Genomic DNA, 13,411 nt, shown 5'->3' with positions numbered 1-13,411 from the left:
TATCCCACAAGGAGACCCGCATGACCCGCCGTATCGGCATCGACGACCTGTACGCCCTGGAGTTCCCCGAGCAGCCGGCGATTTCGCCGGACGGCACGCGGATCGTGTACGCGCTGCGCACCACCGACCGCGACAAGGACGAGGACACCCGGTCGCTCTGGCAGGTCGCCGTCGACGGCGGCGAGCCGCGCCGGCTGACCCGCGGCACCGCCGACGCGGCCCCGTCGTGGTCGCCGGACGGGACGCGGATCGCGTTCCTGCGCGCCCAGGACGGCCCGGCGCAGCTGTGGCTGCTGCCCGCCGACGGCGGCGAGCCCGAGCAGGTCACCCAGCTGCCGCTCGGCGCGGGGACGCCGGTGTGGCGCCCGGACGGCGCCGAGATCGCGTTCAGCGCCCCGATCGACCTCGACGCCGAGGAGGGCGAAGACGACGGCGCGCAGGGCCGCCGCGCGAGCGCCCCGGTGGTCGCCGACCGGCTGGACTTCAAGGCCGACGGCGCCGGGCTGCTGCGGACCCTGCGCAAGCACGTCCACGTCCTCGACGTCGCCACCGGCGAGGTCCGGCGGGTGACGTCGGGGGACTGGCACGCGGGCGACCCCGCCTGGTCGGCGGACGGCTCGAAGCTGGCCTTCCCGGGTGCCCTGGACGCCGATCCCGACCTGACTTTCCGTTCGGGCGTCTACGTTCTCGAGCCCGGTGACCGCACGGCGGAGCCACGCCTGGCCGGCTCGGCCGAAGGCATGAGCGGGACCGTCACGTGGACCGCGGACGGCGAAGCCCTGCTCGTCATCGGCCGCCGCGACACGGCGGCGGGCCACGCCGGGCTGCTGCGCGTCCCCCTGGACGGCGGCGAGACCACCGACCTCGCCGCGTCCCTCGACCGCAACGTGATGGCGGGCGGCCCGGGCTACCCCGGCGCAGTCCCGCTGCTCGTCGGCGACGGCTCGACGGTCCTGTTCTGCGTCCGCGACCGCGGCTGCACGCACCTGTACGCCGTCGACGTCACCGGTGGCGAGCCGCGGCGGGTCCTCGGCGAGGCCGGGACCGCCGTGGACGGCCTGAGCGTCGCCGGGACCACCGCGGCGGTCGTGCTGTCCACGCCCACGTCGTTCGGCGAGATCGCGACGGTCGACGTCACCGGGGGAGCGGCGCGGGTGCACACCGCGCACGGCCCCGGCGACGTCGAGCTGTTCACGCGTGAGGAGCGGGAGTTCACCGTCTCCGACGGCACGGTCGTGCAAGGGTGGCTGCTGCGCGACCCCGCCCGCACCGGCCCGCTCCCGCTGCTGCTGGACATCCACGGCGGCCCGCACAACGCGTGGAACGGCACCGCCGACGCCGTGCACCTCTACCACCAGCGGCTCGCCGCGCGCGGGTGGGCGGTCCTGCTGCTCAACCCGCGCGCCAGCGACGGCTACGGCGAAGCGTTCTACACCGCCGCGGTCGGCGCCTGGGGCGTGGCCGACGCCAAGGACTTCCTTGAGCCGCTGGACCAGCTCGTCGCGGAAGGCGTGGCGGATGCCGGACGGCTCGCGGTGACCGGCTACAGCTACGGCGGCTTCATGACCTGCTACCTGACCAGCCGCGACGACCGGTTCGCCGCCGCGGTCGCGGGCGGGGTCGTCAGCGACGTGGTCAGCATGGCCGGCACGTCCGACAGCGGCCACTACCTGGGCGTCGCCGAGCTCGGGGCCGTCCCGGCGGAGAACCGCGCGCACTACGCGGCGCTTTCCCCGCTGGCGCAGGTGGAAAAGGTGCGCACGCCGACGCTGGTCGTGCACGGCGCCGCCGACGACCGGTGCCCGGCCGGCCAGGCCGAGCAGTGGTTCACCGGCCTGCGCGAGCAGGGCGTGCCGACTCGGCTGGTGCTCTACCCGGGCGCGTCGCACCTGTTCATCCTCGAGGGACGCCCGTCGCACCGCGCCGACTTCAACCGCCGCATCGCCGACTGGGTGGAGCAGCACGCGGGCGAGCCGGGCCAGCCGGTCCGGGTGCCGATCGACGCCGCGCACTGGCGCCGCCGCCTCGCCGAGCTCGCGCGCAAGCACCGTGTTCCCGGTGCGGCGCTGGGCATCCTGCGGCTCGACGGCGACGAGGTCGTCCAGGTGAGCCACGGCGTGCTGAACAAGGCGACCGGCGTCGAGGTCACCGACGACTCGGTGTTCCAGATCGGCTCGATCACCAAGGTGTGGACGGCGACCGTCGCGATGCAGCTGGTCGACGAAGGGCTGCTGAAGCTCGACGCGCCGATCACCGACGTCCTGCCCGAGCTGCGCCTCGCCGACCCCGACGTCACGAAGAAGGTGACGCTGCGGCACCTGCTGACGCACACCAGCGGCATCGACGGCGACGTCTTCACCGACACCGGCCGCGGCGACGACTGCCTCGAGAAGTACGTGGCGGTGCTCGACCAGGCCGCGCAGAGCCATCCCCTCGGCGCGACGCTGTCCTACTGCAACTCGGGGTTCGTCCTCGTCGGCCGCGTGATCGAGAAGCTCACCGGCAAGACCTGGGACGCGGCCCTGCGCGAGCGGCTGTTCACCCCGCTCGGCCTTAAGCGCACGAGCACCCTGCCGGAGGAAGCGCTCCTGCAGCGCGCGGCGGTGGGGCACGTCGCGGCGGGCGACGCCGAGCCGCAGCCGGCGCCGGTGTGGGGGCTGCAGCGCTCGGCGGGCCCGGCCGGGCTCATCTCGGCGTCGACCGACGACGTCCTGGCGTTCGCCCGCCTGCACCTGACCGGCGGCCTCGGCCCGGACGGCTCGCGGGTGCTCTCGGCCGCGTCCGCGCAGGCGATGACCGAAGAGCAGTTCGAGATGCCGGACAAGGACACCCTCGGCGACTCCTGGGGCCTGGGCTGGATCCGCTTCGGCTGGGACGGCCGGCGTGTCTACGGCCACGACGGCAACACGATCGGGCAGGCGGCGTTCCTGCGGGTCCTGCCGGAGCGGGGGCTGGCGGTCACGCTGCTCACCAACGGCGGCAGCACCCACGACCTCTACGAGGAGCTCTACCGCGAGATCCTCGCCGAGCTGGCGGGCGTGGCGATGCCGCGTCCGCTCGAACCGGCCGTGCCGCCGCCCGCCGTCGACGCGTCGGAGTTCCTCGGCGTCTACGAACGGGAGTCGGTCCGGATCGACGTCCTGGAGCGTGACGGGAAGCTGCTGATGCGCCAGACCGTCACCGGTCCGCTCGCCGAGCTGGTGCCGGAGACGACGACCGAGGACGAGCTGGTGCCGGTCGGCCCGGCCCAGTTCGCCTTCAGTCCCGCGGGCATGCGGGGCTGGATTTCGGTGACGTTCTACTCGTTGCCGACGGGGGAGCGGTACCTGCACTCGGGCGTGCGGGCGACGCCGAAGGTCAAGGAGTGACGACGAGGCGCTGAGTGCTGCCGGTGTCCCTCCAGGCGGATTCGACGTCCTGAAGGGGCACCGCGCGTGCGTCGATCCGGAAGGTGCCGATCTCCTTCACCAAGGCGTGCAGCTCCGCGACGATTTCCTTGGTCGGTACCGAACCTTGGCCGCTGCCGACGAGCTGCAGGCGCGCCGCCCGGAGTGCGGCGGAGGGGAGCTCGATCGTCCGCCCGGCCACCGAGCCGATCTCGACCCAGGTCAGCGGGCGGCCGCGGTCGGAGCGTTCGGTGACGATGGTGCGCAGCGCCTCGGCGGTCGGCGGGCCCCAGACGTAGTCGAGGACGACGTCGACGTCGGCGGCCTTGCCGAGTTCGTCGAAGGTGAGGGCTTCGTCGGCCGGCACCTCGGCGAGCCGCCCGGCGTCGCGGCCGGCGGCGATCACCCGGCCCGCGCCGAGGTGCTTCGCGACCTGGACGGCGAGCCGGCCGGCGTTCCCGGTGGCGCCCAGGACAAGCACGTCCTGCCCGGCGGCGAACTCGATCCGCCGGCGCAGAGCGACCCAGGCCGACATCGCGGGGTTCATGCCGGCGGCGACGAGCACCGGGTCGGCGTCTTCGGGCAGGACGACGCTGCGCCTGGTGTCCACGACGGTGCGTTCGGCCATAGCGCCCATCGAGGTGTCGGGCAGGACGAAGTACCGCAGCGTGCCGTCGGGGCACCGGCCGACGCCGTCGATACCGGGGACGAGCGGAAGTTCACCCGATTCGGTGTAGTGCGAACCGTCGGCCTGCGAGCGGACGCGGGGGTGCAGGCCCGCGGCGACGACGTCGACGAGGACCTCGTCGCCGGTCCCGGGCTGCGGTTCGGCGAACTCCCGGCAGGTCGGCGGAGTCCCGAACTCGGTGACGACAGCGGCGCGCATGGTGGCTCCTTTTAGTTGGTAATGCCCACTACTTTAGATGGCATCACCAACTAGTTCAAGGTAGTCTCGGAGCATGACCGAACCCGACGACGTGCTGGACAACCTGGCCCAGGTGTCCTTCGCGGTGATGGCGCACCTGAGCCAGGTGGCGGCGGCGCACGAGCTTTCCCTGACACAGCTGCGGGTTCTGGGGATCCTGCGCGACCGCACGCCGAAGATGGCGGAGCTGGCGACCCACCTGGGCCTGGACCGGTCCTCGGTGAGCGGGCTGGTCGACCGAGCGGCCCGCCGCGGCCTGGTGTCGCGAGAGGCCAGCCGCGACGACGGGCGTTCGGTGCGCGTCAGCCTGACCCCGGAGGGGCATTCACTGGCCGCGGAGCTGACGGCGGAGGTGTCGCGGGCGATGGCCCCGCTGACGTCCGGACTGGGCGCGGCGGACCGCACCCGGCTGGGCGTCCTCCTGGGCCGCATGCTGGCATGAGCCCGGTCACGTCGGGAACACCGGCGGGCGCAGGACGTTGTAACGGGTGTCGGTACGGAGGAGTCCCCGGGCCTCACCCAATGCCTTCACGGAGTGCCAGTCCGGCTGGAGCCGTGTAGCGCCACTCGCCGCGAGGCGACCCCCGTACCGGCCTCGAACTCCCGCTTTCGCTCGCAGGTCTCCCCCCAGCCTTCGCTGAGCGGAAGCGGGACCTCATCCGTCCGAAGTGGACAGGGCTGCCGGCGGCCGCAATGTTGTGGACGAGTCGTCCCCTCGCCGGCGACAAGTGTGGTGCCCCGGCCCAACGTCTTGAATGAGTCATTCAGGACCTCGCACGCCCTGAATGACTCATTCAAGACAACAGCCCGCGAGGCCGCCGACCTGCGCCCGCCGAAGACATCCGCCGGTACCCGACTTTGCCGGGACGTCCGACGCGGTGAAAGAGTCGTTCATGACGTCGGGCTACCGTCCGGAGTGCGGCGGTCTCGCCGGAAGCAGCCTCGCCGTCAGTGCTTCGGCGCGGTCGCCGCTCCCGGCGTGGACTTCCGGAGCAGCCAGGTCGCCCCGAACGCCAGCAGCCCGATCACCCCGGCCACCACGAACGCGGCCCGCAGCCCCGAAGCGTCCGGCCCGGCTGCGGCGCCGTCCGCGCTCCACACTGTCGCCACGCTCACGAACAGCGCCGTCCCCAGCGCGCCCGCCACCTGCTGCAGCGTCGCCAGGATCGCGCTCCCGTGCGAGTACAGGTGATCCGGCAGCGAACCCAGCGACTCGGTGAACAGCGGCGTCATCATCAGCCCGAGCCCGGCCATCAGCAGCACGTGGATCCCGATCACCGCGATCAGCGGCGAGCCCGCCCCCAGTGTCGTGAACAGCCACAGTGACACCGCCATCGCCGCCGCGCCCGGGATCACCAGCGGGCGCGCACCCACCTTGTCGAACAGTGCCCCCACCGGCCGGCCCAGCAGGCCGAGCACCAGGCCGCCGGGCAGCACCGCCAGGCCGCTCACGAACGTGCTCGTGTGCAGGACCGTCTGCAGGTACAGCGGCAGCAGGATCGCCGCCGCGCCGATCAGGCACACGAACAGCAGCGCCGTCAGCACCAGCGCCACCACGAAACTCCGGTGCGTGAACGGCCGCAGGTCCAGCAACGCCCGGTCACGACGCTGCAGCCGCAGCTGCCGCCACGTGAACACCACCAGCGCGACCACGCCCACGACGATCGGCACCCACGCCGGCACCAGCGGCTCCGCACCGGCCTGCTCACCGGTCGACGACAGCCCGTACAACACACCGCCGAACCCGATCGCCGACAGCAGCACCGACGGCACGTCCAGCGGCACCCGCCGCGTCTCGCTCTCCAGGCGCAGCTGCAGCGCGCCGGTCACCAGCGCCGCGATCGACAGCGGCAGCACGATCCAGAACATCCACCGCCAGCCCAGCGACGACAGCACCGCGCCACCGATCGTCGGCCCGATCGCCGGCGCCACCGCGATGACGATCGTGATCGTGCCCATCGTCGCGCCACGCCGCTCCGGCGGCACCAGCCGCATCACCGTCGTCATCAGCAACGGCAGCATCACCGCCGTGCCGCACGCCTGCACCACCCGCCCGGCCATCAGCATCCCGAACCCGGGCGCGAGCGCGCACAAGAGCGTCCCGAGGCTGAACGCCGACAGCGAGAACAGGAAGACCGTCCGCGGCGAGAACCGCTCGAGCAGGAACCCGGTCGTCGGGATCACCACGGCCATCGTCAGCAGGAACCCGCTGGTCAGCCATTGCACGGTCGTCGTCGGCACCCGCAGGTCGACGGTCAGGTCACGCAACGCGACACTCAGGATCGTCTCGTTGAGGATCATCACGAACGCCGACAGCACCAGGACCCCGATGAGGAGCCCCGGGCGCGCCGGAGCGCGATCGACGTCGGCAGGCGGGGTGGACACGGTGTCGGTCACGGTGTGCGAGCTCTCCTGGGTTCGGCGCACCGGGCGTCCGGCACGCTGTCTTCTTGCAGTCTGCCCGTTTCGGAGCCTTCGTGTCACGGCGGTTTCCGCAGTGCCACCCGTCACAGGGGACCCCCTGCTGACGCTCCGAAACCGTCCGATATGCTTCAGCAAGTACGGAGTTCCGCAGCGCGCGATTAGCTCAGCGGGAGAGCGCTTCCCTGACACGGAAGAGGTCACTGGTTCAATCCCAGTATCGCGCACCACGAGCCCACCCCCGGGACCTCGTGGAAGTTCGTACGACGGGCGATTAGCTCAGGGGGAGAGCGCTTCGTTCACACCGAAGAGGTCACTGGTTCGATCCCAGTATCGCCCACGAGATTCGCGGGAGAGCCGTGCTTGCGGAATGCGCAAGCACGGCTCTTCTCGTTCGGTGTCTTGTGGGGGTCGAACCCCCACACCCCCGCCGGGGGCACGCCCCCGGACCCCCAGGCTGGTTGCGTTTCGTTGTTGGCCAGACTCTTGTCTACTTTGGACTTTTAGAGCAGCTTGCGCTGGAGCACGTCTGCCATGGTCGTTTGGACCAGCTTTTCCAGCTCTGTCTCGTCCGGGAGCGTGTGGCGGGGGCGGCCTGCGAAGTGCAAGTGGCTTGCTCCGATCAAGGACAGGGCCAGGGAATCCACCTTTGCGTCCGCCGCTATGCGGCCCTGGGCTCGCTCTGCTGTCAGGTAGGACGACAGCATCTCCCTTGCCTCCGCCAGGAACGGGAGGCCGTCGCCTGGGCGGCGTAGGCGGGTGCGGAGCTCGTCGCGGAAGAACACCAGGCTGGTCAATGCCACCGATACCGGGTCGAACAGCTCTGTCAGCGCGTCGACCACGTTCTCCGGCACTGTGCGGGTTCCTGCCGATGCTTCCAGGATTGCCGACTGGTCTTTCAGACGGGCGATGCGGTCCTGCACCAGCTCGGCCAGGAACGCGTCGAAGTCGGTGAAGTGGCGGTGGAGTACGCCCTTCGCCACGTCGGCTTCCGCGGTGACCGCCCGGCTCGTCAGGGCGTTCGGGCCGTCGCGGAGCAGGACTCGCTCCGCCGCCTGGAACAGCTGCTGGCGTACGTCGCGTAGGTGAACTCCGGTCGGCATGGCTTCATTCTCCGTTACGCCCGCCGCGAACGGCCATGTGGTTGTCCTAGTGGGCGGGTGCCCATTAGAGTGGGCGCATGCCCACTAAGCCTCATGAAGCTCGCTCCTTCGCTGAATCCTTCGGGATCGACGCCGAACGCTATGACCGTGCTCGGCCGGAGTATCCCGCCGAACTCGTCGATCGTGTCGTCGCCGCGAGTCCTGGTCCCGACTTCCTCGATGTCGGCTGCGGTACCGGGATCGAGGCTCGGCAGTTCCGCGCCGCCGGGTGCCGGGTGCTTGGCGTGGACCCCGATCCGCGGATGGCCGCCTTCGCCAGGAACACCGGTGTCGACGTCGAAGTCGCGAAGTTCGAAGACTGGGACAGTGCGGGGCGGACCTTCGACGCCGTCGTCGCCGGGCAGGCCTGGCACTGGGTCGATCCCGTCGCCGGTGCGGCCAAGGCGGCCGCGGTCCTGCGTCCCGGTGGTCTGCTCGCCGTGTTCGCGCACGTCTTCCAGCCGCCGGACCCGGTGGCGGACGCCCTTGCCGAAGGCATTCGGCGGGTGCTGCCGGACTCGCCGTTCGCGGGGGAGCGGAGAAGTGCCGCCGAACTCTACGAAGTCATGTTCACCAAGTTCGCCGACGGGATCCGGGAGTCGGGCTCCTTCGGTGAACCCGAGCGGTCGTCCTTCGCGTGGGAGCGGACCTACACCCGCGACGAGTGGCTGGATCTCCTGCCCACTACCGGCGGCCTGACCCGGCTCGCGCCGGACGCCCTGGCGGACGTCCTCGCCGGCGTCGGGGCCGCGATCGACGCGCTCGGTGGTGGCTTCACGCTGTCGTACACGACGCTGGCGGTCGTTGCGACGAAGTCTTGACAAAAAAAGTTGTCGGTGAGACCTTGGTGGCGAGCAGGACAGACCGTAGAATCGTCGGCCCGAACCGGGAGTCACCATGTCTTTTCAGGCCTACCTCGACAACGCCGAGAAGCAGACCGGCATCACGCCGCGCGCGTTCCTCGGCCTCGCCGCCGAGAAGAAGCTCACGAAGCACGGGGAGCTCGTCACGTGGCTGAAGACCGAGCACGGCCTCGGGCACGGCCACGCGACGGCGATCGCGCGGCTCGTCACCAAGGGCCCCGAGTTCGTCGCCGAGCACCACACCGGCGGCGTGCTCCACCTCGACGGCGTGGCCGCCCGGGCCTGACCCGGGCGGCCGGGCCCGCTCAGGCGATCGGGCCGAGGTACGTGCCACCGGAGACATCGAGGGTGCGGCCGGTGATCCAACGGCCGCCCGGTCCGGCCAGGAACCCGACGACGTCGGCGACGTCCTCCGGCTCGCCGATCCGGCCCAGCGCCGTCATCGCGGTCAGGCCGGCCGCCGCCTCGGGGATGGCCAGCAGCGGCTCGGTCAGGTCGGTCCGGATCGGGCCGGGCGCGACCGTGTTGACCGTGATCCCGCGGTGGCCGAGCTCGTTCGCCAGCGTCGGCGCGAGCGCCTCGACCGCGGCTTTGCTGACGGTGTAGGCGATCTGGCTCCGCACGGCGATCCGCGAGGCCATCGAGCCGACGGTGACGACCCGGCCGCCGTCGTTCAGCATCGGCACGAGCCGCTGGAGCAGCAGCATCGGCGTCTTGACGTTGACGGCCAGCAGCCGGTCCAGCTCTTCCTCGGTCACCTGGCCGAGGGTGCTGTGCGAGCCGATGCCCGCGTTGTTCACCAGGACGTCCAGCCCGGCGTCGCCGAAGGCCTCGGCGACGGCGTCGGCCAGCCGGTCCACGGCGCCGGCTTCGCCGAACCGGGCCGACACGGCGAATGCGCGCCCGCCGGCGTCTTCGATCAGCGCGACGGTCTCCTTGGCCGCGACCTCGTTGCCGCCGTGGTGCACCGCGACGACGGCCCCGTCGGCGGCCAAGCGGCGGGCGATCGCGCGGCCGATCCCTCGCGAAGCCCCGGTCACCAAAGCGTTCTTCGTCATTCCGGCTCCTCCGGGTCGGTGCCGGGCCGTGGTGGCCCGGCGACGACCCCGAGGTTCGCGCCCGGCGCTGACCGGACACGCACCGCGCGCGAACCGCCTCGCGAACCGTCGGTCAGCGACCCACCGCGGCGGCCGGTTTCGGGCTCTTCGCAGCCGGGGCCGAATGCCGGGGCAGGAAGGCGGCGACGGCCAGCGCGATGAGCGCCGCGGCCGCGCCCATCCCCAGCACGAGCCGGAAACCGTTCTGCGACGGCAGGTCCACCGGTCCGAACCGGACGGTCAGCCGCGCGAGGACCAGGCCGGCCGTGGCGCTCGACACCGACGTCCCGATCGAGCGCATCAGCGTGTTGAGGCTGTTCGCCGCCGCGGTCTCCGACACCGGCACGGCGCCCATCACCAGCGACGGCATCGCGCCGTACGCGAGCCCGATGCCGCCGCCGATGACGCTCGAGACCAGCACGAGCTGCCAGGTCGCGCTCATCAGGAAAATGCCGAGCGCGTACCCGGCCGCGACGACGACCGCGCCGAGCATCAGCGTCGTCTTCGGGCCGCGCGTGGCCGTGATGCGCGCGGACACCGGGGCCAACGCCATCATGACCAGCCCCGACGGCGCCATCACCAGGCCCACCACGAGCATCGACCGGCCGAGGCCGTACCCGGTGGCGGCGGGCAGCTGCAGCAGCTGCGGCAGCACCAGCGACATCGCGAACATCGCGAAGCCGAAGACCGCCGACGCGATGTTCGTCAGCAGCACCTGGCGCCGCGCGCTCGTCCTCAGGTCGACCAGCGGCCGCGGGGTGCGCAGCTCCCACCGGCCCCACAACACCAGGACCAGCGCCGCCGCGGCGACCAGGCCGAGCGTGGCCGCGCTGCCCCAGCCCCAGTCGGCGCCCTTCGAGATCGCCAGCAGCAGGCACACCAGGGCGATCGAGAGCCCGGCCGCGCCGAGGACGTCGAACCGGCCGCCGGTGCGCACCGGCGACTCCGGCACGAGCGCGACGACCAGCGCGGTGACCACCAGGCCGAGACCGGCCGCGGTCCAGAAGAGCACGTGCCAGTCGGCGTTTTCGGCCAGCAGTGCCGCCGCGGGCAGGCCCAGCGCGCCGCCGACGCCGAGGGACGCGCTCATCAGCGCCGTGGCCGAGCCGAGGCGCTCGGCGGGCAGCTCGTCGCGCATGATGCTGATCCCGAGCGGGATGACGCCGGCGGCCAGGCCCTGCAGCGTCCGGCCCGCGACCATCGGCACGAGGGTGTCGGAGAGCCCGCCGATCGCGGAGCCCACCACGAGCGCGCCGAGGCTGACCAGCAGCATCCGCCGTTTGCCGTACATGTCGCCGAGGCGGCCCATGGTCGGCGTCGCCACGGCGCCCGCGAGCAGGGTGGCGGTGATGGCCCAGGTGGCGTCGGCCGCGGAGGCGTGCAGCAGCCCGGGCAGGGCCGGGATCAGCGGGATGACCAGCGTCTGCATCAGCGAGACGGTGATGCCCGCGAGGGCGAGGACCGCGACGACGACGTTCGCGCGCGGCGACGTCTCTCTCGCGGGCGGGGATGGGTCGAGCACGGGGCGGTCCTCCGGATGTCCGAATTAAATCAGTCGCTTGACTTAGCGTAGCAGTCTTCGGTTGACTGATCACGAACTGACGGCCACCGCGGAGGAACGATGACGAGCACCGCCGAGATCCCGGAGTTCCCGATGACGCGCGCGGCGGGCTGCCCGTTCGACCCGCCGCCCGCGGCCCGCGCGCTGCAGGGGGAGACTCCGCTGTCCCGTGTGCGGCTGTGGGACGGCAGCACGCCGTGGCTGGTCACCCGCTACGCCGAGCAGCGCGCGCTGCTGGCCGATCCGCGCGTCAGCGCCGACATCACCCGCCCCGGCTACCCGAGCCCGGCGCCACTGCCCAAGGGCGGCACCGGCATCAGCTTCATCCTGATGGACAACCCGGAGCACGCGCGGCTGCGGAAGATGGTGACCGCGCCCTTCACGATCCGGCGCGTCGCCGCGATGCGCCCGGCGGTGCAGAAGATCGTCGACGATCTGGTCGACGAGCTGCTGGCCGGTCCGAAGCCGGTCGACCTCGTCGAGGCGTTCGCGCTGCCGGTGCCGTCACTGGTGATCTGCGAGCTGCTCGGCGTCCCCTACGCCGACCACGACTTCTTCCAGGAGAACAGCAAGCTCATCACCGGCGGGACGCGAAGCCCGAGGAGCGGGCGGCAGGGCACCAGGCGCTCGTCGGGTACCTCGACCGGCTGATGGGCAAGAAGCTCGAGGCGCCCGCCGACGACCTGCTCTCCGGGCTCGCCGCCCGCGTGAACGCGGGGGAGCTGTCGCGCACGGAGGCGGCGCAGATGGGCGTGCTGCTGCTCATCGCCGGCCACGAGACGACGGCGAACATGATCGCGCTCGGCACCCTGGCCCTGCTGGAGCACCCGGACCAGCTGGCGCTGCTGCGCGACGGCGACGACCCGGCGCTGGTGGCGTCGGCGGTCGAAGAGCTGTTGCGGTACCTCAACATCACGCACAACGGCCGCCGCCGCCTCGCGCTGGAGGACATCGAGATCGGCGGCGAGACCATCCGCGCGGGCGAGGGCATGATCATGGCCAACGACGTCGCCAACCGCGACCCGGCGGTGTTCCCGGACGGCGACCGGCTCGACCTCACCCGCGACGCGCACCGCCACGTCGCGTTCGGCTTCGGCGTCCACCAGTGCCTCGGCCAGCCGCTGGCCCGGCTGGAGCTGCAGGTCGTCTACAGCACGCTGTACCGGCGGATTCCGACGCTCGCGCTGGCCACCGACGTCGAGCGGATCCCGTTCAAGCACGACGGGTCGGTGTACGGCGTGTACGAGCTGCCGGTCACCTGGTGATGCGCGTCAGACGCTCCGCAGCACCGACACGACCACGCCCAGGATCGCCGCCCGGTCGCCGTCGATGACGTCGTAGGCGGGGTTGCGGGGCTCGAGGTACACGTGGCCGTCGCGGCGGCGGTAGACCTTGACCGTCGCCTCCTCGTCGATCATGGCCGCGACGATCTGCCCCGAGTGGGCCTCGCTCTGCTGCTTGACCACGACTATGTCGCCGTCGCAGATCGCGGCGTCGATCATCGAGTCGCCGCGCACGCGCAGGCCGAAGACGGTGCCCCGCCCGGTGAGGTCGCGCGGCAGCTTGAGGACGTCGTCGACGTGCTCCACGGCCGAGATCGGCGTGCCGGCGGCGATGTCGCCGACGACCGGCACCGGGACGGAGTCGCCGTCTTCGCGGGCTCCGCTGCCGTTCAGGAACGCGCGCACGTCCATCGGCCGCGACACGCCCGTGCCGCGACGCAGGAAGCCCTTGTCCTCCAGGCTCGCCAGGTGCTTCGACACCGACGACGTCGACTGCAGGCCGACGGCCTCGCCGATCTCGCGGGTGCTGGGGGAGTAGCCGTGGTGGACCACCCAGTCCCGGATGGCCACCAGGATCTTCTGCTGTCGTTCGGGCAGGGCCGCGGCGTCGAGGTGCTCGAACGTGTCGTCGTAGGTGGTCACCGGCGGAATCCTAGAGGCAGGCCCGGCGCGTGGTGCGCCCTGGTCGCCCCGGCGGGTCCCGCTGACCGGAACACCGGGTGACAGTTGGCGT

General features: G+C 71.8%; 10 protein-coding genes, 2 tRNA genes and 1 pseudogene. 7 read left to right on the top strand and 6 right to left on the bottom strand.

Annotated elements, in window-relative coordinates; all coding sequences use genetic code 11:
• Positions 1-20 precede the first annotated feature (20 nt).
• Positions 21-3,368, top strand: a complete 3,348-nt coding sequence (locus QQ657_RS03855) for a serine hydrolase (RefSeq protein ID WP_284740630.1) — start codon at positions 21-23, stop codon at positions 3,366-3,368.
• Here the strand turns inward: QQ657_RS03855 and QQ657_RS03850 are convergent.
• On the bottom strand, positions 3,358-4,272 hold the full coding sequence (locus QQ657_RS03850) for a quinone oxidoreductase family protein (protein WP_284740629.1): 915 nt from the start codon (positions 4,270-4,272) through the stop codon (positions 3,358-3,360). The genes QQ657_RS03855 and QQ657_RS03850 overlap by 11 nt on opposite strands.
• Before the next feature lie 73 nt (positions 4,273-4,345).
• Here QQ657_RS03850 and QQ657_RS03845 point away from each other — a divergent pair, with 73 nt between their 5' ends.
• On the top strand, positions 4,346-4,753 hold the full coding sequence (locus QQ657_RS03845) for a MarR family winged helix-turn-helix transcriptional regulator (protein ID WP_284740628.1): 408 nt from the start codon (positions 4,346-4,348) through the stop codon (positions 4,751-4,753).
• Between the two features lie 506 nt (positions 4,754-5,259).
• Here the strand turns inward: QQ657_RS03845 and QQ657_RS03840 are convergent.
• A complete protein-coding gene (locus QQ657_RS03840; protein WP_284740627.1) occupies positions 5,260-6,708 on the bottom strand; it encodes a DHA2 family efflux MFS transporter permease subunit in 1,449 nt (482 codons plus the stop codon).
• Between the two features lie 179 nt (positions 6,709-6,887).
• Between QQ657_RS03840 and QQ657_RS03835 the strand changes: the two genes are divergently transcribed.
• Together QQ657_RS03835 and QQ657_RS03830 are read left to right on the top strand one after the other, a co-directional pair.
• Positions 6,888-6,962: transfer RNA gene (locus QQ657_RS03835), tRNA-Val, on the top strand.
• Positions 6,963-7,000: 38 nt separating this feature from the next.
• Positions 7,001-7,072, top strand: a tRNA-Val gene (locus tag QQ657_RS03830).
• A gap of 163 nt (positions 7,073-7,235) precedes the next feature.
• Here QQ657_RS03830 and QQ657_RS03825 read toward each other — a convergent pair.
• Complete coding sequence (locus QQ657_RS03825; RefSeq protein ID WP_284740626.1) at positions 7,236-7,835, bottom strand: TetR/AcrR family transcriptional regulator; 600 nt, start codon at positions 7,833-7,835, stop codon at positions 7,236-7,238.
• A gap of 77 nt (positions 7,836-7,912) precedes the next feature.
• Between QQ657_RS03825 and QQ657_RS03820 the strand changes: the two genes are divergently transcribed.
• Positions 7,913-8,695 carry a class I SAM-dependent methyltransferase gene (locus QQ657_RS03820; protein ID WP_284740625.1) on the top strand — a complete coding sequence of 261 codons (783 nt, stop codon included), beginning with the start codon at positions 7,913-7,915 and terminating at the stop codon, positions 8,693-8,695.
• 76 nt (positions 8,696-8,771) lie between these two features.
• Positions 8,772-9,023: a DUF4287 domain-containing protein gene (locus QQ657_RS03815; protein WP_284740624.1), complete on the top strand. Its 252-nt coding sequence runs from the start codon at positions 8,772-8,774 to the stop codon at positions 9,021-9,023.
• A 19-nt stretch (positions 9,024-9,042) separates the two neighbouring features.
• Here the strand turns inward: QQ657_RS03815 and QQ657_RS03810 are convergent, their stop codons facing one another.
• Together QQ657_RS03810 and QQ657_RS03805 are read right to left on the bottom strand one after the other, a co-directional pair.
• Entirely contained in the window at positions 9,043-9,795 is a 753-nt protein-coding gene (locus QQ657_RS03810; RefSeq protein ID WP_284740623.1) for an SDR family oxidoreductase, read from the bottom strand.
• Positions 9,796-9,907: 112 nt separating this feature from the next.
• The gene (locus tag QQ657_RS03805; protein WP_284740622.1) at positions 9,908-11,356 is read right to left on the bottom strand and encodes an MFS transporter; all 1,449 of its coding nucleotides are present in this window, start codon (positions 11,354-11,356) and stop codon (positions 9,908-9,910) included.
• Between the two features lie 99 nt (positions 11,357-11,455).
• On the opposite strand from QQ657_RS03805, the pseudogene QQ657_RS03800 reads away from it, so the two are divergent.
• A pseudogene (locus QQ657_RS03800) lies at positions 11,456-12,660 on the top strand (cytochrome P450).
• A gap of 6 nt (positions 12,661-12,666) precedes the next feature.
• Here QQ657_RS03800 and lexA read toward each other — a convergent pair.
• On the bottom strand, positions 12,667-13,320 hold the full coding sequence (lexA, locus tag QQ657_RS03795) for a transcriptional repressor LexA (protein ID WP_284740621.1): 654 nt from the start codon (positions 13,318-13,320) through the stop codon (positions 12,667-12,669).
• Between the last annotated feature and the right edge of the window lie 91 nt (positions 13,321-13,411).

The sequence above is a fragment of the Amycolatopsis ponsaeliensis genome (assembly GCF_030182635.1).
Classification (GTDB): domain Bacteria; phylum Actinomycetota; class Actinomycetes; order Mycobacteriales; family Pseudonocardiaceae; genus Amycolatopsis; species Amycolatopsis ponsaeliensis.
The sequence above is the reverse complement of the archived record's forward strand: the minus strand, read 5'-3'. Positions and strand labels throughout refer to the sequence as shown.